This window comes from Ruegeria sp. THAF57 (assembly GCF_903914075.1).
Classification (GTDB): domain Bacteria; phylum Pseudomonadota; class Alphaproteobacteria; order Rhodobacterales; family Rhodobacteraceae; genus Ruegeria.
This window is the reverse complement of the sequence record NZ_CAIWNQ010000006.1, coordinates 164,189-188,028: the sequence shown is the minus strand read 5'-3', so window position 1 is coordinate 188,028 and position 23,840 is coordinate 164,189. Positions and strand designations below refer to the sequence as shown.

The following is a 23,840-nucleotide window of genomic DNA, read 5'->3' as shown; positions in this document are numbered from 1 at the left end:
GTCACCGGTTGTTCGAGAAGGTAAACAGCGACTGCAACGCATACATTACGCGATCCAGCAGGAAGCCGATGATGCCGATGGTGAACACAGCCACCATGATCTTGGCGAGCGAGCTGGACGAGCCGTTCTGGAACTCATCCCAGACGAATTTGCCCAAGCCGGGGTTCTGCGCCAGCATCTCGGCCGCGATCAGGACCATCCAGCCGACACCCAAGCTCAGGCGCAGGCCGGTGAAGATCAGCGGCAGGGCCGAGGGCAGCACCAGCTTGGTGATCTTGGTATAGGTGTTCATTTTCAGAACTTTGGACACGTTCACCAGATCCTTGTCGATGGAGGCAACACCCAGCGAGGTGTTGATCAGCGTCGGCCACAACGAACACAGCGTCACGGTGATGGCCGAGATCAGGAAGGATTTTGCGAACCAGCCGTCATTGGTGACGTAAACGGCCGAGACGATCATGGTCACAATCGGCAGCCATGCCAGCGGCGAGACCGGTTTGAAGATTTGGATCAGCGGGTTCAGCGCCGCATTTGCGGTGGGCGACAGGCCCGCAGCGATACCCAGCGGAACGGCGACGATGGTGGCGATCAGAAAGCCGAAGAACACGGTTTTGATCGAGGTCCAGATCTGGGTGTAATAGCTGGGCGCGCCGGTATAGGCGACCTCTTTGACTTTTTCGGGCTGGCCTGCGTCGATGAACTTCTGGTTGCGCTTTTCGACCATCGCCTCGAACTTGGCCTTTTTGGCGGCCTTGGCCTGCGCGTCCTGATGCAGGCTGACGGCCTCGGACCAGACCTGCGCCGGTCCGGGGACGGCCCCCAGCGAGGTTTGTACCTTGGGGGCCAGCGTGCCCCACATCAGCAGGAAGGCGAAGATGGCCAGCAGCGGCACGACCAGCAGGCGCCAAATCTCGCCCATCTGGGCGCGCGGGTTGTCGCCTGCGCTGGCCTTCAGGATGGGGGTGATCCAGGCCAGGCCCAGAACCTGAAACCATTTGTCTGCGGCGTTGATCCGGGTGAACAGGCGGGCGCGACGGGCCTCGCGTTCGGCATCAGCGGATAGCGTATCGTGGTCGATGGCTGTCATCTTGCGGTCTCCTGGCCCGGTCGTTCAGCGCCGGGCGGGGGTGGAATTCTGTTTGAATGGGGAAGCCCCCCAGCCGCCAAGGGCCGGGAGGCAGGGGCGTTAACCCTGTACTTCGGTGCCGACGACGACCTGCTCGCCCTTCAGACCGATCGGCAGGCTTTGCAGATAAGCGTTGGGCTGGCGGGCGTCATAGGGAATGCCGTCGATGATATCCTCGGCGGGCGTGGGGGCTTTGTAGCCGTCGCTGTCCCAGGGGAAATCGGCCTTGTTCGCCAAGCCTTCGTCGACCAGCATTTTCGCAGCGTCCAGATAGATGTCGGGGCGATAGACGGATTTGGCGACCTCATCATACCACGCATCGGTCTGCGGCTCGGCGATCTGGCCCCAGCGGCGCATCTGGGTCAGATACCAGATGGCGTCCGAATAGAACGGGTAGGTCGCGTTATAGCGGAAGAACACGTTGAAATCGGGCACGTCGCGCTTGTCGCCTTTTTCATACTCGAACGTGCCAGTCATCGAGTTCGCGATCACGTCGTAATCAGCACCCACATATTCCGGCTGGCTCAGCATCTCGACCGCAGCGGGGCGGTTGGCGTTGTCGTTTTCATCCAGCCACATCGCGGCGCGGATCAGAGCTTTGGTGACGGCGCGGGTGGTGTTCGGGTACTGCTCGGCGAACTCGGCGTTGATGCCAAAGACCTTTTCGGGGTTGTTCTTCCACAGCTCGTAATCGGTGATGACCGGCACGCCGATGCCCTTGAACACGGCCTGCTGGTTCCACGGCTCACCCACGCAATAGCCATAGATGGTGCCTGCTTCCAACGTGGCCGGCATCTGCGGCGGAGGCGTCACCGACAGGAACACATCCGCGCCAATCTGGCCGGTCACGTTTTCAGGGCTGTAGTAACCCGGATGCAGGCCGCCAGCGGCCAGCCAGTAGCGCAGTTCATAGTTGTGCGTCGAAACCGGGAAGACCATGCCCATGTTAAAGGGCTTGCCTTCGGATTTGTATTTCTCGACCACCGGGGCCAGAGCCTCGGCCGAAATCGGGTGCTGCGGGCGGCCGTCATCCATTTTCGGGATGTTGGGCTTCATCTCTTCCCAGACCTCGTTCGACACGGTGATGCCGTTGCCGTTCAGGTCCATCGAGAAGGGGGTGATGATATGCGCCTCGGTGCCGTAACCGATGGTGGCGGCCAGCGGCTGACCGGCCAGCATATGCGCGCCGTCCAACTGCCCGTCGATCACGCCGTCCAACAGCACTTTCCAGTTGGCCTGTGCTTCCAGCGTGACGAACAGGCCCTCATCCAGAAAATACCCGTTCTCATAAGCCACAGCCAGCGGGGCCATGTCCGTCAGTTTGATAAAGCCAAAGGTCAGTTCGTCCTTTTCCAACTCCAGCGTTTCGGCCAGCGCGGGGCTGAGCAGGGCGGTGGTGGCGACAAGGCCTGCAAGCAATTTCTTCATGTGGGTCTGTCCCTTTCTTGGTCCCGGCCATCCGGGAGGGGTGAAAAACAAAAAGCCGCTGCACGCTCTGACCGGGAGGAGTGGCCAGAGTGTGAGCGGCTTTGCTCAGTCGTTCCCAAACTTTGGGAGGAATTCTTGCGGTACACGCCTTTGCGTACCGATGGGTTCACAGTGGTAAATGCGTCGAAGCCGTTCAAGCGATTTTGCTGCGACGCAGCGTTAAATGCTGCGATTGCGCATTGCCGGGCGCGGGTCTGCCTAATTCTTGGGCGTCAGATATCCTGAGGGTCAAAAATGCGCCCATCCAGAAACGCATCCCGTTTCAGCGATAGCTGTCCGTTATGGGATGCAACGGGTGTGGTGTCGCGAATCGCGCCTTCTAGCTTTTCCGACGCACCGGGCAGATCGGCCCCCAGCCCGGCCATCTGATCGCGGTAGATATCGCTGCGGAACACGCTGCCTGCCTGCGCCAGCGCCAGATGGGGGTCCAGACCGTATCTCTGGGCCAGACGATGCGCGATCCACTTGGCCTGACTGCGCCACGGGAAATTCGCGGCCCCGTCGTGGAACTCGACAAACCCCGGTACTTCGCGCTGCTCGGCATGGCCGGTGATCGTGAACCGACCCGACAGCGCCCGGTCGATCAGTTCCGAGGGCAGGTTCAGATAGGTGTCGCGTGCAAGGATTTCGGCGGCGGCGGTGTGACTGCCTGGCTGATCCAACCAACGCCCGGCGCGCCAGACGGCCCGCATCAGCTTGCCCAGCAGATGCGGTTCGGTATCTGCCCAGTCGGTGCGCACGGCCAGCACCTTTTCCGGCGCAAAGGCCCAGATCGCCTGACCGGGCAGCAACAATGCACCAGCCTGCGATTCCACAGCGACCGAGCCCCAGGGTTCACCCACGCAGAACGCGTCCACATCGCCCTCGGCTAAGGCCTGCGCCATCAGCGGCGGCGGGATGGTGCGCACTTCGACCCCGATTTTGGACAGTTCGGTGGCCTCAAGCCAGCAATGCAGCAGTTCCACATGCAACGAAAACGGGAAGGGCACACCAAAGACCAATGGCCCATCCGCGACCGAGGCCAGCGCGGCGGCGGCCTTGAAAGGATCGCGGAAGTCGAACCCATAGCCTGCGTCGCGCAGGCGGGTTTCCAATGTGCGGCTGACGCCGATGACATCTCCATTCACAGACAGGACCGAGACGGCGGACAAGGGTTGTGTAACCCCGCCTAGCCCCAATGCCATCGCAACGGGAACCGGCGACAGCAGGTGCGCCGCATCCACCCGCCCAAAGGCCAGCATATCGCGCACTGACGACCAAGAAGGCGCTGCGATCAGCTCCAGCTCGACCCCTTCGGCGCGGGCTAGGCCCATTTCATGCGCCACGATCAGGGGGGCGGCATCCACCAGCGGAACATAAGCAACGGGCAGGGTCACGGCATTCATGACAGCAACCCCGAGGCCGTGACCAGCGCCTCGGCCACATCGGCGACGCGGCGACCCTGATCCATCGCGGCCTTGCGCAGCAGGGCATAAGCCTCTTCTTCTTCAACCCCGCGCGCCTTCATCAGCAGGCCCTTGGCGCGGTCGATTACTTTGCGTTCTTCCAGCGCACGTTTGGTCTCGGCCAGTTCACGGCGCATCTGGCGCACAATTTGGAACCGGGCGATGGCGGCGTCCAGCACAGGTTTCAAGCGATCCGGCTGCATCCCGTCGACCACATAGGCTGACAACCCAGCCTCGATGGCGGTCGAGGCCAGATCACCGGCTGCGCCCGACACGAACATGGCCACGGGCCGTTCCAGCGGGCCGGATGCCAGCGTCAGCTCCTCAAGCATGTCACGGGTCGGGTTGTCGATGTCGATTAGCACCACATCGGGCACCAGCGCGGCGATTTTGCGCGCAAGGCTCGAGACGTTGCCGATCACATGCACATCATAGGCCCCGGACACCTTGAGCGCGTCGACGATGGCAATCGCTCGCTCGCGGTCTTCTTCTACAACGACAATGGTCAGGGTATCGGGCATGGGACCTTTTCACTGTGCTTCAGAATGATCACAAGTGTTCCGAGCCCTTTCCGTTGCGGCCCAAGGGGAGCTGCCTAAAAAATAGTCAAAAGCTCACCGAGTCGCGTTAACGGACTGCAAATCTTTCGCCTATCGGAAACTCATGACTGCGGATTGGGCCAAATTGAATGTCGTTTTCCGACTTTGAAGAGTCTTTTCCGCTTGCTGCAGCGCGGCGGGCTTTCTAGGTGTGGCGGCGGGACACCCCTCCCCAACGAGGGGCGTGTATCTGGAAGGGTAATACACATGAGCATTGAACAACCGGTCACGCGGCCGGCGAATCCGCGTTTTTCTTCGGGCCCCTGCGCCAAACCCCCGACATTTGATCTGACTAAACTGGCCGATGCCGCGCTGGGCCGGTCGCACCGTGCTGTAGTTGGCAAGGATAAGCTGAAGGCGGCCATCGAAGGCACGCGCGAGGTGCTGGGCATTCCGGCGGATTACAAGATCGGCATCGTACCCGCATCCGACACAGGCGCGGTCGAGATGGCGCTGTGGTCGCTTTTGGGCGAACGCAAGGTCGAAATGCTGGCGTGGGAAAGCTTTGGCGCCGGTTGGGTTACCGACGTGGTTAAGCAACTGAAGATCGACGCCGAGGTGAAAACCGCCGACTATGGACAGGTTGTCGATCTGGCTTCGGTCGATTTCGTCAACGATGTGGTGTTTACGTGGAATGGCACGACCTCGGGCGTGCGGGTGCCCAATGGAGACTGGATCGCGGATGATCGCCAGGGTCTGACGATCTGTGATGCGACCTCGGCTGCCTTTGCGATGGACCTGCCGTGGGACAAGCTGGATGTGACAACCTTTAGCTGGCAAAAGGTGCTGGGTGGCGAGGCTGCGCACGGGATGCTGATCCTCAGCCCACGCGCGGTTGAGCGGCTGGAAAGCTACACCCCCGCATGGCCTCTGCCGAAGATTTTCCGCCTGACCAAAGGTGGCAAGCTGATCGACGGTATCTTTACAGGGGCCACGATCAACACGCCGTCCATGCTGGCGGTCGAGGATTATCTGTTCGCTCTGGACTGGGCGCGCTCGGTTGGCGGCCTGCAAGGGTTGATCGCCCGCGCGGATGCCAATGCGGGCGCGGTGCATGCGTTCTGCGATCAGAATGACTGGATCGCCAATCTGGCCGAGGATGCGGCGACGCAGTCGAACACGTCCGTGTGTCTGAAATTCACCGATCCGCGCATTCAGGATGGGGCGGCATTCGCCAAGGCCGTGGCTAAGCGGTTGGAGGCCGAGAGTATCGCGCTGGACATCGGTGCCTATCGCGACGCCCCTGCGGGCCTGCGCATCTGGTGCGGTGGCACGGTCGAAACCTCGGATATCGAGGCGATGCTGCCTTGGCTCGCTTGGGCCTTTGAAGCCGAGATCGCGGCGCAGTCTGAGGCTGCCTGAACCGCAAGTGCCGGGCTGAAGCCCGGCCTACACACCCTCTCAACGTAAGGCGGGCTTCAGCCCGCCACCCGCAAAACTCTTTAAAGGACCAGAGCATATGGCCCCCAAAGTACTCGTATCTGACAAGCTCAGCGAAACCGCCGTGCAGATTTTCCGCGATCGCGGCATCGACGTGGATTTCATGCCCGACCTGGGCAAAGACAAGGACAAGTTGGCCGAACTGATCGGCCAGTATGACGGCCTTGCGATCCGTTCAGCCACCAAGGTCACGCCCACCCTGCTGGAGAAAGCCGACAATCTGAAAGTCATCGGTCGTGCCGGGATCGGCACCGACAATGTCGACAAGGAAGCGGCCAGCAAAAAAGGCGTGATCGTGATGAACACGCCCTTTGGTAACATGATCACCACCGCCGAACACGCAATTGCGATGATGTTCGCCGTGGCGCGGCAAATCCCCGAGGCCAGCACTTCGACCCATGCGGGCAAGTGGGAAAAGTCGAAATTCATGGGGATCGAGTTGACCAACAAGACGCTTGGCGTCATCGGGGCAGGCAACATTGGCGGGATCGTCTGTGAACGCGCGCTGGGCCTCAAGATGAAAGTCGTCGCCTATGACCCTTATCTGGGCGAAGAGCAAGCCGCAAAGATGGGTGTCGAAAAGGTCGAACTGGATGAGTTGTTGGCGCGGGCCGATTTCATCACCCTGCACGTGCCTTTGACAGATCAGACCCGCAACATCCTCAGCCGTGAAAATCTAGCCAAGACCAAGAAGGGCGTGCGCATCGTGAACTGTGCGCGTGGAGGTCTGGTCGACGAGGACGCGCTGGCTGAACTGCTGCAATCGGGCCACGTTGCGGGCGCGGCTTTTGATGTGTTCAGCGAAGAACCAGCCAAGGAAAACGCGCTGTTCAACCTGCCCAACGTTGTCTGTACACCGCATCTGGGCGCAGCCACGACCGAGGCGCAGGAGAACGTCGCGCTGCAGGTTGCCGAGCAGATTTCGAACTATCTGCTGACCGGGGCGGTTGAAAACGCATTGAACATGCCCAGCGTGACGGCTGAAGAAGCCAAGATCATGGGGCCGTGGATCAAACTGGCCGGGCATCTGGGCAGCTTCATCGGCCAGATGACGGATGAGCCGATCAAGGCGATCAACATCCTGTATGACGGGGTCGCGGCTGAGATGAACCTGGCGGCGCTGAACTGTTCGGTCGTGGCCGGGATCATGAAGAAATTCAATCCCGAGGTGAACATGGTTTCAGCCCCGGTTGTGGCCAAGGAGCGGGGGATCAAGATCTCGACCACCAATCAGGACAAATCGGGCGCGTTCGAAGGGTACATCAAAGTGACCGTCGTGACAGAAAAGCGCGAGCGGTCCATCGGTGGTACTGTCTTCAGCGACGGCAAACCGCGTTTTATCCAGATCAAAGGCATCAATATCGACGCCGAGGTGGGTTCGCACATGCTCTACACCACCAACGAGGACGTGCCCGGCATCATCGGTGCACTGGGTCGGACCATGGGCGACCACGACGTCAACATCGCGAACTTTACTCTGGGCCGGTCCGAGGCCGGGGGCGAGGCCATCGCCTTGCTGTACGTGGATGAGCCTGTTCCGGCCGAGGCGCGAGCGCAGTTGGCTGAAACCGGTCTTTTCACACAGATCAAGCCGCTGAAATTCGATGTTGCATAAGCATCTTTAAACGGACAACAAATTCAATGCCCGCGCTCAGTTAGTGCGGGCATTGTCTTTTTTCGCTGACCATCACAGGCCGCACACGCGGCGCGCTAAGAAAGGGCATTGCAGTGACGACACCTGTCTACGCCGTCGGGGATATCCATGGGCAGCTTGATATGTTGCAGGATGCGCTGTCGCGGATCGAGAAAGATGGCGGTCCCGATGCGCGTGTCGTCTTTCTTGGGGATTACGTGGACCGGGGGCCGAACAGTCGCGGCGTGCTTGACCTTTTGATCGAAGGTCAGCGCGCAGGGCGGAACTGGGTGATGGTCAAAGGAAACCACGACAGGATGATGGCGGGGTTCGTCCAAGATGCCGAGATCGCCGACACGCATCTTCCGATCACGCTCAACTGGTTGCACCCGCGTCTGGGTGGGCGCGAGACTCTGGCCTCTTACGGGGTTATGATCGACGATACAGATCGTATCTATCAGGCTCATGAACGCGCGCGTGAAGCAGTGCCGCAAGCGCATCTTGATTTCATCAATGCCTTGCCGACTTACCACACGGAAGATGACCTGTTGTTTGTGCATGCCGGTATTCGCCCCGGGGTGCCCTTGGATCAGCAGTCGGAGAATGATCTGGTTTGGATTCGGCACGAATTCCTTAGGGACACGAATACGCATCCATGGCTGATCGTGCATGGGCATACGCCGGTGGATCAGGCTGAACATTGCGGCAATCGGGTCAATCTGGATACAGGCGCTGGCTACGGTCGTCCACTGTCGTCAGCCGTGTTCCAAGGGCGGCAGTGCTGGCTTTTGACGGATTGCGGGCGGATGCCGCTTATGCCTGTGTGAACAGGTCCTGATACCTGTCCCGCAGGATGTTCTTCTGCACTTTGCCCATCGTATTGCGCGGCAGTTCGTCCAGCACGATAAGCTTGCGCGGGTGTTTGAAGCGGGCCAGTTCTTTTTGCACATTTGCCTGAATCAACGCGATATCCGGTGTTTGGCCCGGTTCCGCCACCAGAATACCCAGAACGGTTTCACCAAAATCCGGGTGCGGCACGCCGATCACGGCGCTTTCCAGCACGCCGGGTTGATCATCCAGCACCAGCTCTACCTCTTTTGGGTAAATGTTGTATCCGCCCGATATGATCAGGTCTTTGCCGCGCCCGACGATATGAACGTACCCATCTGCGTCCACGTGCCCGAGATCACCTGTGATAAAGAACCCATCCTCGCGCAATTCGGCGGCTGTCTTTTCCGGCATGTCCCAATAGCCCTGAAAAACATTTGGGCCGCGCACCTCGATCATTCCGATTTCACCCTGAGGCAGCGCGTCGCCGGTGTCCGGATCGGTGACCTTAAGCTCGACATCCGGCAAGGGAAAGCCAACTGTTCCGGCACGGCGTTCCCCGTCATAGGGGTTGGACGTGTTCATGTTGGTTTCGGTCATGCCATAGCGCTCAAGGATGCGATGACCGGTGCGCGCCTCGAACCTTTCATGCGTTTCTGCAAGCAGGGGTGCCGAACCTGATATGAACAGCCGCATGTGCTGTGCTAAATCGCCGGTAAAACGGTCATCGGCCAGCAGGCGCGTGTAAAAGGTCGGGACACCCATCATGGAGGTGGCCTGGGGCATCAGGCGCAGCACGTCGTCCAGATCGAATTTCGGCAGAAATATCATCGACCCACCCGATGCCAGCGCCACGTTCGTCGCCACAAACAGCCCATGTGTGTGAAAGATCGGCAGCGCGTGCAAAAGCACATCGGCACGGGTGAACCGCCATTCCTGCACCAAAGTGTCTGCATTGGACAGCAGGTTGGCCTGTGACAGCATCGCCCCCTTGGACCGTCCTGTCGTGCCCGAAGTATAAAGGAAAGCCGCCAAGTCATCCTCGGTCCGCCGAACCGGTTCAAAGGCGGGCAACATGCCAAGCGCACGCCGCATAAGGCTGCCAGTGCCGTCAGAACTCAGAGTTTCAAGCCGCGCATTTTGTGCTTGGGCGATTGGCGCAAGGTCTGCCTCGATCCGGGGGTCGCACAGGACCAGCGACGCGCCGCTGTTTTCGATAAAATAGGTCAGCTCGCCAACCGTGTACCCCGTGTTGAGCGGCAGAAAGACTAACCCGGTTTGCGCACAGGCCGCATAGACGGCCAAGGCTTCGGGCGACTTTTCCACCTGAACGGCAACCCGGTCTCCGGGTTCAAGGCCATATCCGGTCAGTGCGTTTGCGATCCGCGCAGCCATGTCCAGAAACGCGGCATGGGTCAGCGTCTGGCCATCCGGCAATTGCAGGAACGGGGTGTCTTTGCCCGCGTGAATGCCAAACAAGCGATCATAGAGCGGGTTGCCCATGCCATCAGTCCCTTATGCCGGAATATCCGGTTCTGAATCTGGCTTGGAATGCGGGGGCGGTAAAGTCAAAATTGCGAAAACCCTGATCCTCTCAGAACTGAGTGGTCATGCGGTACCCGGCTGCAAAATACATCTTGGCGAAGGTAACCGGCCGCCCCTCAAGCCACGTGATGCGCTCACCAGTGAAAACCGGCTCACCTTCTGCGACATCCAGAAAATCGGCCAGTGCTGCATCGGCACGGCTGGCCAGAAAGGTCAGTTCCACATTGGTGAAGGGCACGGTCTGGATCAGCCATTCATTCGGGCCAATCTCCGAAAAATTCGCCTGCTTCACTTGCGGTACGCTGTCGGTAACGATCCAGCGGTCCTCGTACTGAAATGGGGTGTTGCCCGAATAGTGCATGCAGCGCACATGCACGACGTCCTGACCCGGCGATAGGGCAAGCCGCGCGGTCAACCAGTCGGGGGCTGTTTTCTGATCGCAGGATACAAGCGCATAGCGATAGGTTCCGCCTAACGCCTCAACCTCATCCCGGACCATGGGGATGGTGAAACGCGCCTGACGTTGCGGTGCGCTCAGGACCCGCGTTCCGGCCTTGCGGCGGCGTTCCAGATATCCTTCCTCGGCCAGTTCCCTCAGCGCCCGGTTGACGGTGGTGCGGGTGCACGAAAACTCGGTGGCAAGTTCCGACTCATTCGGCAGCAAGGAGTCCGGCTGCCACTCACCGGACCGAATACGTGCCAGAACGGTTTTCTTGATGTCTTTGTAGCTGGTGTTCTCGGTGGATTGGGTCATGTGGCCTCGGGATTGGTACCTTGTCTTAGAGTTCACTCAGCAGTTCGGCAATCGCTGCCCGATAAGAAGGGATGATCTGTTCACGATGAATGTGCCGCCCCAGCCGCACCATATGGCGCCCTGCCGACCACAGGTCTGTCACCAGCCCATCGGGGGCTGCAAAACACAGACCGTCCAGCACTTGATCCTCGCGCAAGGCACACAGCGTCGAGTGCGATTGGTCGATGGCGACAAGGTCTGCTAACTTGCCTACGGCAATTTCCCCGCCGTTACGCCCCAGCGCCTGAGCGCCACCGCAGGCCGCACCTGTGTAAAGGGCGTGGCCAACCGATCCTTCTGGCGACACCATAATGGTGCGCACCCGGTCGCGGAGGCGTTGTGAATATTCCAGCATCCGAAGCTCTTCGGGCAGTGATATCCGGATATTCGAGTCTGATCCGATCCCGAACCGCCCGCCATTGTTGATGTACTCTGCGCCGTTGAAGATACCGTCCCCAAGGTTGGCCTCGGTGATCGGGCACAGCCCTGCCACGGCCTCGGATCGTGCCAGCCGCTGCGTTTCCGCGTTGGTCATATGCGTGGCATGGATCAGGCACCAGCGGCTATCCACGTCAAAGTTGCTGAGCAGCCAGCTTACTGGACGATCGCCAAGGGCGGCTTCGACGTCGGAGACTTCCTGCACCTGCTCGGCGATGTGCATGTGAACAGGGCCGGTTGGTCGCGCGTCGAGTACGGCCCGAATGTCCTGCGCTGTGGTTGCACGCAGTGAGTGGGGCGCGATCCCAATTGCGGAATCCGCATGGGGCAGGGCTTTTTGGCAGTCTTCGACCAGCTTCAGAAACTGATTGGTCGAGTTGCCAAATCGCAATTGCCCGCCGGTCAAAGGCTCCTGCCGCACGCCGCCATAGGTGTAGAGCACCGGCAAATGCGTCAATCCGATGCCGGTCTGACTTGCGGCGGCAAAGATGCGCTGACTGAGTTCGGAAGGCGTGTCGTAAGGCTGCCCGCCGGGTTGGTTGTGGACATAGTGAAACTCACCCACCGATGCGTATCCAGCCTCCTGCATCTCCATGTAGACCAATGCTGCAATGGCTTGAACCTGTTCTGGGGTCAGCCTGTCCAGAAAGCGGTACATCAGGGTCCGCCATGTCCAAAAGCTTTCGCGACCGGCTGCGCGCACTTCGGTCATGCCTGCTATGGCCCTTTGGAAGGCGTGGCTGTGCAGGTTGGCCAAAGCTGGCAACAGAACATCCACGCGCACGTCATCCGGTTTGGCAGCGACCCCGGTTTGTAGCTGCGCAATCCGGCCTTTTTCCACCTTGACCAAAAGGTCGTGGACCCAATCAGAACCTAACAAGGCGGTTTTGGCATGGATCGACATAGGTATTCCAATTTGTGTAGACTTTAAATATTTATACATATACGAAATAGCAAATTGCAACGGGAACTCCAAGGAATCGTCATGGCGGCACAATCGGTCCTTTTCTGTTCGCAGGTGGCCTCGATGATGCCGGGGTCAGAGCCATACGGTTTGGGCCAGGACATGGCGGTTGCGGTCGAAGGTGAGAGAATTGCTTGGGTCGGCTCCAAGTCCGCTTTGCCCCAGCAATATTCGGGGTGGCAAAGCACGGATTTCGGGGAAAGGCTGATGACACCGGCCCTGATTGACGCTCACACACATATTGTATTCGGGGGCAACCGGGCCGCTGAGTTCGAAATGCGGCTGAACGGTGCCTCTTATGAACAGATTGCCCGCGCGGGGGGCGGAATCCTGTCCACCGTTACGGCAACACGACAGGCCAGCGAAGCAGAGCTTTTGGCCGATGCCCTGACACGCGTGGATGCATTGATGGCCGAAGGTGTCGCCTGCATCGAAATCAAATCCGGTTATGGGTTGGATACTGAAACCGAACTGAAAATGCTGCGCGTGGCGCGACTGATCGGGCAGGCTCGCCGGGTTCGGGTCAGAACAAGCTTTTTGGGCGCGCATGCTGTGCCACCTGACTTTGCGGGCCGGCCAGACGACTATCTGAACGAGGTCTGCCTTCCAACCCTGCGCGCGGCTCAGGCCGAGGGTCTGGTGGATGCGGTGGACGGCTTTTGTGAGGGAATAGCTTTCTCACCCGACCAGATTGCCGTTGTTTTTGACGAAGCCAAGCACCTTGGGCTGCCCGTTAAACTGCATGCCGAACAGCTTTCAAACCTTGGTGGCGCAAAACTGGCGGCCAGATACGGGGCTTTGTCCGCTGATCATATCGAGTACCTGGACGGAGATGGCGTATCCGAGATGGCGAAAGCAGGCACCGTAGCAGTGCTTTTGCCGGGGGCGTTCTACACTTTGCGCGAAACGCAGGTTCCTCCGGTGCAGATGCTAAGGGACAGGCATGTGCCTATCGCGCTGGCGACGGATTGCAATCCGGGGTCGTCCCCGTTGGCCTCCATTTTGCTGACGATGAACATGGCCTGCACACTGTTCCGCCTGACCCCCGAAGACGCATGGGCCGGGGTCACCCGGAATGCGGCCCGCGCGCTTGGGCTTCGGGATACCGGCACGATCGCTGTTGGTCAGCGCGCTGATCTGGCAGTGTGGGATGTTCAGCATCCGGCAGAGTTGCCGTACCGGATCGGTTTCAACCCCTTGCATACGCGCTTATTCGGAGGTCAGGCATGACGCGTTACGCTTTGGTGCCAGGACAGGTTTCGCTGTCTGATCTTGCGGAGATCTATTGGACGCAGGCTTCGGCTTTTCTGGACGACGGGTGCAGGCCAGCAGTTGATGCGGCAGCGGCACGTGTTCGTGAGGCCGCCGCAGGAGAAGCCGCCGTTTATGGCGTCAATACCGGCTTTGGCAAGCTGGCCAGCCATAAGATCAAGGCGGATGACACCGCCAAGCTGCAGCATAACCTGATCCTCAGCCATTGCTGTGGCGTCGGATCTGCTGTGCCCCGCCGCATTACCCGGCTGATGATGACGCTCAAGCTGATTTCTTTTGGGCGCGGAGCGTCGGGTGTGCGTTGGGACCTGATCGAGCTGTTGCAAAATATGCTTGAGCGCGGGGTTACTCCGGTTGTGCCTGCGCAGGGGTCTGTAGGTGCTTCTGGCGATCTTGCACCTCTGGCGCATATGACAGCCGTTTTGATCGGAGAGGGTGAGGCCGACGTAGACGGCAGCCTATTACCCGGGCGCGAAGCGCTGAATTCGGTCGGGTTAGAGCCTGTTGCGCTTGGACCGAAAGAAGGGCTGGCCTTTATTAATGGCACCCAATTCTCAACCGCATACGCGCTGTCCGGATTGTTCGAAGCCTGGCGCGCAGCCCAGAACGCTCTGACCATTTCAGCGCTTTCGACGGACGCGATTATGGGATCTACCGCCCCTCTGCGGCCCGAGATTCACGCCCTGCGCGGTCATCGTGGGCAAACCGAAGCCGCAGGTGCCATGCGATCCATTCTTGCCGGGTCCGAAATCCGTGAGAGCCATCGTGACGGGGACACCCGCGTGCAGGACCCGTATTGCATCCGGTGCCAGCCACAGGTCACGGGCGCGGCGATGGATGTCATGCGTCAGGCGGCGACCACGCTGGGGATTGAGGCCAACGCCGCCACGGACAATCCGTTGGTGCTTGAGGACGCAATCCTGTCAGGCGGGAACTTTCATGCCGAACCCGTGGGATTTGCGGCGGATATGATCGCACTGGCCCTGTCAGAAATCGGCGCGATTGCCCAGCGCCGTATTGCTTTGATGGTTGACCCTGCGCTCAGCTTTGACCTGCCGCCCTTCCTGACGCCCGAGCCGGGATTGAACTCGGGCCTGATGATCGCCGAAGTCACCACAGCCGCGTTGATGAGCGAAAACAAGCATCTGGCAAACCCTTGCGTGACAGACAGCACGCCAACATCTGCCAACCAAGAAGACCACGTCTCGATGGCAGCACACGGGGCGCGGCGCCTGATGCGGATGGTGGACAACCTAAGCTATATTCTGGGGGTTGAATCGCTGTGCGCTGCTCAGGGTGTGGAATTTCGCGCTCCGCTGGGGACCAGCGTGCCGTTGCAACAGGTCATCAAGCGTCTGCGCGCGGACATCGATCCGCTAAAGGATGATCGCTATCTTGCCCCGGACCTTGAGGCTGCGAAAAAGCTGGTTGCAGGTGGGGATATCCTGCGCGCGGTAGGCACCCCAATGCCGGGGCTGAACTGATGCAAGTGGTCAACGTCCTAAAGGGTGACGGGCCGATCGTGCTGGGGCAACCTCATGGCGGGACATTTGTACCCGCCGATATCGCGGCGCGCCTGAATGATACCGGCCGTGGGCTTAGCGATACTGACTGGCACATAAACAGGCTCTATGAAGGGCTTTTTGACGGCGTTTCCGTTGTTCAATCCAACATCCATCGCTACGTCATTGATGCCAATCGCGCACCGGATGGGGCGTCGCTGTATCCCGGGCAAAACACGACGACGCTTGTCCCGTTGACAGATTTTGACGGGCACCCGATCTGGGCCGAGGGTCAGACTCCTTCGGCGGACGAAACGGAAAGCCGGCGGCGGGCGTTTCATGCACCCTATCACGATGCTTTGCGGCAAGAGTTGGAACGGGTCCGCGATCGCCACGGTGTTGCAATCCTGTTCGATTGCCACTCGATCCGGTCGGTGATCTCCTATCTGTTTGAAGGCGAATTGCCGGTGTTCAATACAGGCACAAATGTCGGCCAGAGTTGTCATCCCGCTGTTGAGCAGGCTGTGCATCACGTCGCGATTGAGGCGGACGGGTTTTCATCCGTTCTGAACGGTCGCTTCCGGGGGGGATGGACGACGCGCCATTACGGTCGCCCGTCCGAGGGTATCCACGCGATCCAGATGGAAATCGCACAGCGGGCCTATATGGACGAAACACCCCCGTGGACGTGGCGGGATGACCGCGCCGCAGCCCTGCGACCTCATCTGCGCAAAATGCTGTCTCGTTTAAACGAACTGGCGCTTTCAGGCGAACTCATCAACACAGGAACCCAAACATGAGCGATCCGCGTAAAAACACCCGCGATGTCTATCCGCCGACCGGCCCCGAGTTGAATGCCAAAAGTTGGGTGACCGAGGCTCCGCTGCGGATGTTGATGAACAACCTGCACCCGGTCGTGGCCGAAAACCCGCATGAGCTGGTGGTTTATGGCGGTATCGGACGCGCGGCGCGTACGTGGAAGGATTTCGACAGGATCGTGGCTGGTCTAAAGGATCTGGAGGAGGACGAGACCCTGATCGTCCAGTCCGGCAAGCCAGTGGCCATTATCCGCACGCACAAGGATGCGCCGCGCGTCTTGATCGCCAATTCCAACATCGTGCCGCATTGGGCGACATGGGACCATTTCAACGAGCTCGATAAGAAAGGCTTGATGATGTACGGCCAGATGACGGCGGGGTCGTGGATCTATATTGGCACGCAGGGCATCGTTCAGGGCACCTATGAGACTTTTGCCGAGGCTGGGCGCCAGCACTATGGCGGCGACCTGACGGGCCGGTGGATTTTGACCGGAGGTCTGGGCGGCATGGGCGGTGCGCAACCTCTGGCGGCAGTTTTCGCCGGGGCCTGTTGTCTGGCGGTCGAGTGCAATCCCGACAGCATCGATTTCCGCCTGCGGACAAAATATCTGGACGAAAAGGCCGACACTCTGGAAGAGGCGTTGGCGATGATCGACCATTGGACCAAAGCGGGTGAGGCGAAATCGGTTGGCCTGCTGGGCAATGCAGCCGAGGTGTTCCCCGAGATTTACCGCCGTATGGCCGACGGTGGAATGCGCCCAGACATCGTTACTGACCAGACCAGTGCACATGACCCGATCAACGGCTATCTGCCCTTGGGATGGTCGATGGCCGAATGGCGCGATAAGCGTGAAACAGACCCTAAATCGGTTGAAAAGGCCGCGTGCGCATCAATGAAGCAGCACGTTGCAGCGATGGTAGACTTCTGGAACGCAGGCGTGCCGACGCTGGATTATGGAAACAACATCCGACAGGTCGCGCAGGATGAAGGGCTGGAGAATGCCTTTGCCTTTCCCGGTTTCGTTCCTGCCTATATCCGACCGCTGTTCTGCAAAGGGATCGGTCCGTTCCGCTGGTGCGCGCTGTCCGGCGACCCCGAGGATATCTACAAGACCGACGCCAAGATGAAGGAACTGTTCCCCGAGAATGAGCACCTCCATCGTTGGCTGGACATGGCGCGGAACCGGATCGCATTTCAGGGCCTGCCTGCCCGTATCTGCTGGATCGGGCTGGGCGATCGGCACCGCGCTGGGTTGGCCTTCAACGAAATGGTGGCGAGTGGTGAGTTGAAAGCCCCGGTCGTGATCGGACGCGACCATCTGGACAGCGGCTCGGTCGCCAGTCCCAACCGCGAAACCGAAGCGATGCTGGATGGGTCCGACGCGGTAAGTGACTGGCCCTTGCTGAATGCGTTGATCAACACGGCCAGCGGCGCGACATGGGTGTCTCTGCACCATGGGGGCGGTGTAGGCATGGGATTCAGTCAGCACGCCGGAGTAGTGATCTGCGCCGACGGTACCGAGGATGCAGCACGGCGGTTGGAGCGCGTTTTGTGGAACGACCCGGCCTCGGGTGTGTGGCGACATGCGGATGCGGGCTATGACATCGCAAAGGATTGCGCGCGTGACCATGGTTTGCGGTTGCCGGGAATTCTGGGCTAGGCCGCATCAATCTGTCTCTGGTGAAAATGCTGCACCTGCGATATGCGCAGGGCAGATTGCAGGAGACCGAAGATGTACGTTGCCACACTGATCACCAACCCCGACGCGCCGACGCTGAACCAGACACTGGTGGACTCGTTGCGCAATGCGTGGGGCGGGGGCGACATCGTTTGGCTCAGCCCGGACGAGGCGGCCGAGTTTTCGGTATCTCAAGTCCCCGACAATCAATGGGATGTTTGGGCGGAACTTCAGAAGATGGGTGTTGATCTCGTCCTGCAGCCCACCGAAGGACGGCGAAAAAAGATGCTGCTGGCCGATATGGACAGCACCATGATCCAGCAAGAATGTATCGACGAGCTGGCGGACGAAGCGGGCGTAGGCGACCGCGTCAAGGACATCACCGCCCGCGCGATGAACGGAGAGCTGGATTTCGAGGGCGCGCTGACCGAACGCGTCGGTCTTTTGAAGGGGCTGGACGAGGCCGTGATTGCCAAAGTGCTGGCCGAACGCATTACCCTGATGCCCGGTGGTCAGGAACTGGTTGCGACCATGCGGGCAACCGGCGGATACGCTGCGCTTGTTTCAGGCGGGTTCACGGCCTTCACAGCAAAGGTCGGAGAGGCTTTGGGTTTCGATGAAAACCGGGCCAACACCCTGCTGGCCGAGAACGGCAAACTGACGGGCGACGTTCAGCACCCAATTCTGGGACGACAGGCTAAGGTGGATGCCCTGGAGCAGATCACGGCGCGATTGGGGTTGTCCGATGCGGACGTGATTGCCGTGGGCGACGGTGCAAATGATCTTGGGATGCTGGGCCGCGCCGGAACGGGTGTCGCGCTGCATGCCAAGCCCTCAGTCGCCGAGAAATGCGATGTTCGGGTCAACCACGGGGATCTGACCGCTCTGCTATACGTGCAGGGATACGCCCGGTCCGAGTTCGCCTGCGCGTGATATCGGGGCTTTTCTAAATTTAACAAAAATGTTAATAAGAGGTCATGAACACACTTCTGACCGCTTTTTCCGCCTTGTCCGATGTCACCCGGTTTTCGATCGTCGAACAGTTAATGCAAGACGGAGAACTGCCTGCCGGTGACCTGATCGAAGGGCGCGGCATGTCCGGTGCTGCGATCTCGCGGCATTTGAAGGTGCTGCGCGAGGCGGGTCTGGTGCAGCAACGCGTGCACGGCACTCAGCGTATGTATTCGATCCGCGCCGAAGGTCTGCGGGCTGTCGCTGAATGGACCATCTCGAAACGGCAATTCTGGGAAAGCAGCCTTGATCGTCTGGGCGACGCTATCGAAAAGGAGCAGTCATGGCCGACCTGAAACTGGAACGAGAGTTCCCGATTGACCCCAAAGACCTGTTTGCCTGGATCAGCAATGCAGAAAAGCTGTTGCAGTGGTGGGGGCCGGAAGGTGTGCATATACCCGAACACAATCTGGATTTTTCACGCCTTGGCCCGTGGTATTCGGTGATGCAGAACGCGGAAGGACAGCGTTTCAAGGTATCGGGGCAGGTCACACACGTTGATCCGCCTAAATCTGTTGGGTTCACATTTGGCTGGCATGACGATCAGGATCGGCGCGGCGTAGAAAGTCACGTGACGCTATTCGTTGAAGCCGCTGGCCAAGGCGCACGGCTGATCATTGATCACCGTGATCTGGGTGATGACGATATCGCAGCCAACCACGAAAAAGGCTGGACCTCGACGCTCAACAAGCTTGCTGCGCAGTTGAATTAGATTTCAGTAGGGAGGAAAGAATGCCGCAATTTCTTTTTGTTTATCATGGTGGTCATACCCCGACCGACCCGGCCGAGATCGAAGCGACCATGGCCGCTTGGGGCGCTTGGTTCCAGAACATGGGCGAAGCGCTTGAAATCCCCGGAAACCCGGTTGGTCAGTCCTATACGGTCAGTTCCGGTGGTGTAGTCGACAATGGCGGCGCAAACCCGGCCTCGGGCTTTACTGTCGTTAAGGCCGATAGCATGGATGCCGCAACCGAGATGGCCAAGGGCTGCCCGATGGTGGTGAACGGTTCAGGCTCGGTCGAGGTGGCCGAGGTACACGAGATCGAGATGTAACGCCTAGCCGGGGAAACCCGGCGCTGGGCGTATTAGCCCGCATTCCAGACCACGACGGCTGTATTGTATGGCGTTCATAAACTTGCGGGTGGCCGGGTGATCGGCCTCCAGCACCCCAAGGCTGACCAGAATGGCGGCAATGGCGCATTCGCTTGCCCGCGTGGTGCCGTCGGTGATCTTCAGCGCGACTCCCATGCGTTTTTCGGGGACGATGGCGACAAAAACGGCCTCAGCCCCGGTTTTGATAGCTGCACGGCCACCCATGGCGCGCATTAACTCGGTGCAGGCGCGGCTTTCCCCGGCAACCAGTTCAGGATGTTTGATCATCGCAGCCGTCAGTTGCGCCGCCGCATCGCTGGCGCGATCGGACCGGTCCGCGGCGCTGGCAAACCATGCCATCGATCGCGCCAACCCAGCCAGCGAGGTTGCAAAGTTGGGGGCCGAGCAACCGTCGATCCCATAGGCCGGGCTGGTCTCGCCAGTTGTTTCTTCGATGGCTGACAGGCACGCTTGTTGCACGGGGTGGTCGATCTCAAGGTATTCTGGCCCGGCCCCCATATGCTGAGCCACGGTCAGGAACCCGGAATGCTTGCCAGAGCAGTTGTTGTGAATCTGGCAGGGTGTGTCATCCGCCAGTATCAAACCGTCGCGCGCCGCCATGTCTTGCGGTTCCTGCGGGCCACAGCGCAGATCGTGTTCGGTCAGGCCCAGATGATCCAGCCAAGCCGAAACCCGATCCGTGTGGATGTGCGCGCCGCTGTGGGACGCGCAGGCCAGTGCCAGATGTTCCGAATTCAGCCCGTATTTCGCCGCCGCCCCGGATGTAATCAGCGGCAGCCCCTGGATCATCTTGGCCGAGGATCTCGGATAGATCACCGCGTCGGGATCGCCCCAGCTTTGCACGATCTGGCCGCTGTCATCGCAGATCACCGCGTGACCCAGATGCAGGCTTTCCAGCAAGGGGCCGCGCCACAGTTCTGTCATTGGTACTGGCTGTGTCATCTGAACCCTCCGTAACATGCGCAAAATTCTGCCAATCGCCCTTTCGCCTGTGGCGAAACCTGCGTTAGTGTGTGTATGTCGGCAATCACCGGATTACGCAACTCACAGACGAACCAGGCAGGGTTCGCAGGCATGTTCGGTGGGTATGAGGTATTAGGTCGAGCTAGGAGGCTGGACAATGGGATCAAAGCTTGTCCGCGTGATCGCGGGTCTTTGCGTGGCAGGGATGGCTACAACAGCAACCGCTCAGCAGGCGACCAGCACAAATCGCGTTGCAGCCAAAACGGACTGGAGCGTGTTCGTCGAGGATGATCCCACGGAATGCTGGAGCGTATCCGCCCCGAAAGAAACGGTAAACACACGAGGTGGGCGCGTTGTGTCGGTCCGCCGCAGCGACATCCTGTTGTTCGTCTTTTACCGCCCCAACGCCGAAGTGAAGGGTCAAGTCACGTTCACCGGCGGCTATCCCTTTGCAGCCGGTTCAACTGTTAACCTGGACGTTGACGGCACCAAGTTCGAGCTGATCACCGAAGGCGAATGGGCATGGCCCGCGACCGAGGGCGAAGACCTCAAAGTGGTTGCAGCCATGAAGCGCGGTACCGAAGCTGTCCTGACGGCCCGGTCCGAGCGTGGCACGCAGACCAAAGACACGTTCTCGTTGCTAGGGTTCACGGCTGCGATCGAAGACGCTGAAAAGCGCTGCACCAACCAATAAGTTTGTTCGCCAGATCGCCCCGTCATTTAGCTGGGTTCTCTTTTGTCGGGCGTTGACCGTCTATTTGATCCGTATCAATGCGAGGGACCTCATTTTCTGAACTCATCGGTTCAGTAATAATGAAGGAATCTGCAGATGCTGAACAAATCCCTTTCTGCGTTGTTGATGGCAGCCACCGTGTTTCTTGGCGCGTGTGAAAAAGAAGCAAGTACCTACCCGGTAACCGGGGACCAATGCGGCCCGGATGATCCGGTGCAAACATTGGATGCCTCGGACTGTGATATCTTGCCTGCCGGGGTCTGAGCGTCTTTTGGCGGCACAAACCAGTCCGAACAAACCTTAGGGCATTGGCCGCATAAGCCCTGCTGATGCGGCCAACACGCGTTTGGGGTCGTTGCCGATCGCGTGCTATTGTAGCAATTGCCGTATCAGCAATTTCAGGGGCTTGGTCATGCGTTTTGCTATTTTCGTCTTGTTGCTTTCGTCCTCCGCAGCGGCGGATCCTGCTTTGGAGTGTGGCGACGCAAGTTCCCAGGTCGAAATCGGAACATGTGTCGGCGACATGGAACAGCGCGTCGAACTGGCACTGGAGACAAGTTATGCGATTGCGATGCAGTCCGCGAAAGAACTGGACGACGTGACGCAACGCGTTGTCGTCCAGCCTGCCTTGGAAGCGTCGCAAGATGCGTGGATAAGGTACAGGGACGCACAGTGCGAAGCTGTGGGTGCATCGTATGGGGGCGGGTCGGGGACAGGCATCGGCATCACCTCTTGCCGAGTTGAGCTTGGCCGCGCGCGCGTGGACGAACTGCTGCGTCTTGCAAATTGATCTGTACGATTCCTTTTGATCTTTGCGCTGGGTCCTATATAGAGGCGCATCCCAAGCCAGAATCTACCGAGATAGCCCATGTCGCCCAAAGCGCCGATCACTCAAGACGTCATGACGATCCCCCGCAAATTGCCCGAGGGGAAAGTGAACCTTGTCGGTCTGACCCGTGACCAGTTGCGCGCGGCGCTGATCGACCATGGCACACCGGAAAAGCAGGCCAAGATGCGCACCGGACAAATCTGGCAGTGGATTTACCAGTGGGGCAAGCGCGACTTTGCCGAGATGACGAACCTTGCCAAAGCGTATCGCGCCCAACTGGCCGAGCATTTCGTCATCGAAATCCCCGAGGTCGTGACCCGTCAGGTGTCCGAAGACGGCACCCGCAAGTACCTGTGCCGCATCGCCGGTGGGCATGAGGTCGAGGTGGTTTATATCCCCGAGGACGATCGCGGCACGCTGTGTATTTCCTCGCAGGTAGGGTGCACGCTGACCTGTTCTTTCTGCCACACTGGGACGCAAAAGCTGGTGCGCAACCTGACAGCGGCGGAAATCGTCGGTCAGGTGATGATGGCGCGCGACGATCTGGACGAATGGCCCACCCCCGGCGCGCCCAAGGATGAAACACGCCTGCTGTCGAACATCGTTCTGATGGGCATGGGTGAACCGCTCTACAATTTCGAAAATGTCCGCGACGCGATGAAGATCGCCATGGACCCCGAAGGAATTTCCCTGTCTCGTCGCCGGATCACCTTGTCGACCAGTGGCGTGGTGCCCGAAATTGCCCGCACCGCCGAGGAAATCGGCTGCTTGTTGGCGATCTCGTTCCACGCCACGACGGACGAGACCCGCGATGTTTTGGTTCCGATCAACAAACGCTGGAACATTGAGGAATTGCTGGGCGTTTTGGCTAGCTATCCGAATGTGTCGAATTCTGAACGGATCACGTTCGAATACGTGATGCTGGATGGCGTGAATGACAGCGATGACGACGCGCATCGTCTGATCGACCATATCAAGCGACATAAGATACCGGCCAAGATCAATCTGATCCCGTTCAACGAATGGCCCGGCGCGCCCTACAAACGCAGTTCGAATAATCGTATCCGGGCATTTGCGAATATCATCTATCAGGCGGGGTATGCGTCGCCGATCCGGAAAACGCGCGGTGAAGACATCATGGCGGCCTGTGGCCAGTTGAAATCGGCAACCGAACGCGCCAGAAAATCTCGAAAGCAGATCGCAGCAGAAGCGGGCCTGGACGGGAGCTAAGCCCTAAATTTACACCACCCGCTGGCAGATTTTCTGCGCCAAACGCTGTCTATTGCATGCGTAGTTTGATATATATGTCTGATATAGACTCGGCATTTGCCTTCACCCAAGCACACAAAGCGGTGAAGGCAGGCACCCAGACATGGCGCGATTGTTCAAGAGCGCTATTGTTCCTCTTGTACGGCACGCGGCTTTCAACTGAACGAATTGACCATTTGGGCGATCAGTATGTTTTCTCGTTTGATAGCACTAAGACTTTGTTTAATTTACGCACTTTCATTTGCAATTGTTGATGCGAGGCAGGCGCTGGCTCAGTCCGGGGGGGAGGATGCGCATCTGGCGATCGAAAACCCGGCAGAGTTGTCAAAGGAAGAAGCGCTGCAAATCTACA

The 23,840-nt window shown here is 59.3% G+C and carries 23 protein-coding genes; 15 read left to right on the top strand and 8 right to left on the bottom strand.

Annotated elements, in window-relative coordinates:
• Window position 1 precedes the first annotated feature (1 nt).
• From RUESEDTHA_RS15475 to RUESEDTHA_RS15460, 4 genes are all read right to left on the bottom strand, one after another.
• A complete protein-coding gene (locus RUESEDTHA_RS15475; protein WP_180887653.1) occupies window positions 2-1,087 on the bottom strand; it encodes an ABC transporter permease in 1,086 nt (361 codons plus the stop codon).
• A 99-nt stretch (window positions 1,088-1,186) separates the two neighbouring features.
• Entirely contained in the window at window positions 1,187-2,554 is a 1,368-nt protein-coding gene (locus RUESEDTHA_RS15470; RefSeq protein WP_180887652.1) for a CmpA/NrtA family ABC transporter substrate-binding protein, read from the bottom strand.
• A 272-nt stretch (window positions 2,555-2,826) separates the two neighbouring features.
• Window positions 2,827-3,999: a CmpA/NrtA family ABC transporter substrate-binding protein gene (locus RUESEDTHA_RS15465; RefSeq protein WP_180887651.1), complete on the bottom strand. Its 1,173-nt coding sequence runs from the start codon at window positions 3,997-3,999 to the stop codon at window positions 2,827-2,829.
• Window positions 3,996-4,580, bottom strand: coding sequence for an ANTAR domain-containing response regulator (locus tag RUESEDTHA_RS15460; RefSeq protein ID WP_180887650.1), 585 nt, complete (start codon window positions 4,578-4,580; stop codon window positions 3,996-3,998). The genes RUESEDTHA_RS15465 and RUESEDTHA_RS15460 overlap by 4 nt, the downstream gene beginning before the upstream one ends.
• Before the next feature lie 285 nt (window positions 4,581-4,865).
• Here RUESEDTHA_RS15460 and RUESEDTHA_RS15455 point away from each other — a divergent pair, with 285 nt between their 5' ends.
• The 3 genes from RUESEDTHA_RS15455 to RUESEDTHA_RS15445 all read left to right on the top strand — a co-directional run bounded on the left by RUESEDTHA_RS15455 (window position 4,866) and on the right by RUESEDTHA_RS15445 (window position 8,558).
• Window positions 4,866-6,020, top strand: coding sequence for a phosphoserine transaminase (locus RUESEDTHA_RS15455; RefSeq protein ID WP_180887649.1), 1,155 nt, complete (start codon window positions 4,866-4,868; stop codon window positions 6,018-6,020).
• A gap of 97 nt (window positions 6,021-6,117) precedes the next feature.
• Entirely contained in the window at window positions 6,118-7,713 is a 1,596-nt protein-coding gene (gene serA, locus RUESEDTHA_RS15450; protein WP_180887648.1) for a phosphoglycerate dehydrogenase, read from the top strand.
• 113 nt (window positions 7,714-7,826) lie between these two features.
• The gene (locus tag RUESEDTHA_RS15445) at window positions 7,827-8,558 is read left to right on the top strand and encodes a metallophosphoesterase family protein (RefSeq protein ID WP_180887647.1); all 732 of its coding nucleotides are present in this window, start codon (window positions 7,827-7,829) and stop codon (window positions 8,556-8,558) included.
• On the opposite strand, the gene RUESEDTHA_RS15440 is transcribed toward RUESEDTHA_RS15445, so the two are convergent.
• The 3 genes from RUESEDTHA_RS15440 to RUESEDTHA_RS15430 all read right to left on the bottom strand — a co-directional run bounded on the left by RUESEDTHA_RS15440 (window position 8,545) and on the right by RUESEDTHA_RS15430 (window position 12,239).
• The gene (locus RUESEDTHA_RS15440) at window positions 8,545-10,062 is read right to left on the bottom strand and encodes a malonyl-CoA synthase (protein WP_180887646.1); all 1,518 of its coding nucleotides are present in this window, start codon (window positions 10,060-10,062) and stop codon (window positions 8,545-8,547) included. The two genes, RUESEDTHA_RS15445 and RUESEDTHA_RS15440, sit on opposite strands and share 14 nt — an antisense overlap.
• Window positions 10,063-10,153: 91 nt before the next feature.
• On the bottom strand, window positions 10,154-10,858 hold the full coding sequence (locus RUESEDTHA_RS15435) for a GntR family transcriptional regulator (RefSeq protein ID WP_180887645.1): 705 nt from the start codon (window positions 10,856-10,858) through the stop codon (window positions 10,154-10,156).
• A 25-nt stretch (window positions 10,859-10,883) separates the two neighbouring features.
• Window positions 10,884-12,239, bottom strand: coding sequence for a formimidoylglutamate deiminase (locus tag RUESEDTHA_RS15430; protein ID WP_180887644.1), 1,356 nt, complete (start codon window positions 12,237-12,239; stop codon window positions 10,884-10,886).
• An 81-nt stretch (window positions 12,240-12,320) separates the two neighbouring features.
• On the opposite strand from RUESEDTHA_RS15430, the gene hutI reads away from it, so the two are divergent.
• From hutI to RUESEDTHA_RS15390, 8 genes are all read left to right on the top strand, one after another.
• Window positions 12,321-13,529 (top strand): imidazolonepropionase, encoded by a 1,209-nt coding sequence (hutI, locus tag RUESEDTHA_RS15425; protein ID WP_180887643.1) that lies wholly within the window; start codon window positions 12,321-12,323, stop codon window positions 13,527-13,529.
• Window positions 13,526-15,055: a histidine ammonia-lyase gene (gene hutH / locus RUESEDTHA_RS15420; RefSeq protein WP_180887642.1), complete on the top strand. Its 1,530-nt coding sequence runs from the start codon at window positions 13,526-13,528 to the stop codon at window positions 15,053-15,055. Before hutI ends, hutH begins: the two co-directional genes overlap by 4 nt.
• Window positions 15,055-15,873, top strand: a complete 819-nt coding sequence (hutG, locus tag RUESEDTHA_RS15415) for an N-formylglutamate deformylase (RefSeq protein WP_180887641.1) — start codon at window positions 15,055-15,057, stop codon at window positions 15,871-15,873. Before hutH ends, hutG begins: the two co-directional genes overlap by 1 nt.
• On the top strand, window positions 15,870-17,552 hold the full coding sequence (gene hutU / locus RUESEDTHA_RS15410; RefSeq protein WP_180887640.1) for a urocanate hydratase: 1,683 nt from the start codon (window positions 15,870-15,872) through the stop codon (window positions 17,550-17,552). The genes hutG and hutU overlap by 4 nt, the downstream gene beginning before the upstream one ends.
• A gap of 72 nt (window positions 17,553-17,624) precedes the next feature.
• A complete protein-coding gene (gene serB / locus RUESEDTHA_RS15405; RefSeq protein ID WP_180887639.1) occupies window positions 17,625-18,503 on the top strand; it encodes a phosphoserine phosphatase SerB in 879 nt (292 codons plus the stop codon).
• 44 nt (window positions 18,504-18,547) lie between these two features.
• Window positions 18,548-18,877, top strand: a complete 330-nt coding sequence (locus tag RUESEDTHA_RS15400) for a helix-turn-helix transcriptional regulator (protein ID WP_180887638.1) — start codon at window positions 18,548-18,550, stop codon at window positions 18,875-18,877.
• A complete protein-coding gene (locus RUESEDTHA_RS15395) occupies window positions 18,865-19,293 on the top strand; it encodes an SRPBCC domain-containing protein (protein ID WP_180887637.1) in 429 nt (142 codons plus the stop codon). Before RUESEDTHA_RS15400 ends, RUESEDTHA_RS15395 begins: the two co-directional genes overlap by 13 nt.
• Before the next feature lie 20 nt (window positions 19,294-19,313).
• Entirely contained in the window at window positions 19,314-19,634 is a 321-nt protein-coding gene (locus RUESEDTHA_RS15390; RefSeq protein WP_180887636.1) for a YciI family protein, read from the top strand.
• Between the two features lie 3 nt (window positions 19,635-19,637).
• Here the strand turns inward: RUESEDTHA_RS15390 and RUESEDTHA_RS15385 are convergent, their stop codons facing one another.
• Window positions 19,638-20,636: an asparaginase gene (locus RUESEDTHA_RS15385; RefSeq protein ID WP_180887635.1), complete on the bottom strand. Its 999-nt coding sequence runs from the start codon at window positions 20,634-20,636 to the stop codon at window positions 19,638-19,640.
• A 178-nt stretch (window positions 20,637-20,814) separates the two neighbouring features.
• Here RUESEDTHA_RS15385 and RUESEDTHA_RS15380 point away from each other — a divergent pair, with 178 nt between their 5' ends.
• The 4 genes from RUESEDTHA_RS15380 (at window position 20,815) to rlmN (ending at window position 23,449) form a co-directional block, all read left to right on the top strand.
• The gene (locus RUESEDTHA_RS15380) at window positions 20,815-21,351 is read left to right on the top strand and encodes an invasion associated locus B family protein (protein ID WP_171124571.1); all 537 of its coding nucleotides are present in this window, start codon (window positions 20,815-20,817) and stop codon (window positions 21,349-21,351) included.
• Between the two features lie 135 nt (window positions 21,352-21,486).
• Complete coding sequence (locus RUESEDTHA_RS15375; RefSeq protein WP_180887634.1) at window positions 21,487-21,654, top strand: hypothetical protein; 168 nt, start codon at window positions 21,487-21,489, stop codon at window positions 21,652-21,654.
• A gap of 148 nt (window positions 21,655-21,802) precedes the next feature.
• Entirely contained in the window at window positions 21,803-22,180 is a 378-nt protein-coding gene (locus RUESEDTHA_RS15370) for a lysozyme inhibitor LprI family protein (protein WP_180887633.1), read from the top strand.
• A gap of 78 nt (window positions 22,181-22,258) precedes the next feature.
• Window positions 22,259-23,449, top strand: a complete 1,191-nt coding sequence (gene rlmN / locus RUESEDTHA_RS15365) for a 23S rRNA (adenine(2503)-C(2))-methyltransferase RlmN (RefSeq protein ID WP_180887632.1) — start codon at window positions 22,259-22,261, stop codon at window positions 23,447-23,449.
• Window positions 23,450-23,840: the final 391 nt, after the last annotated feature.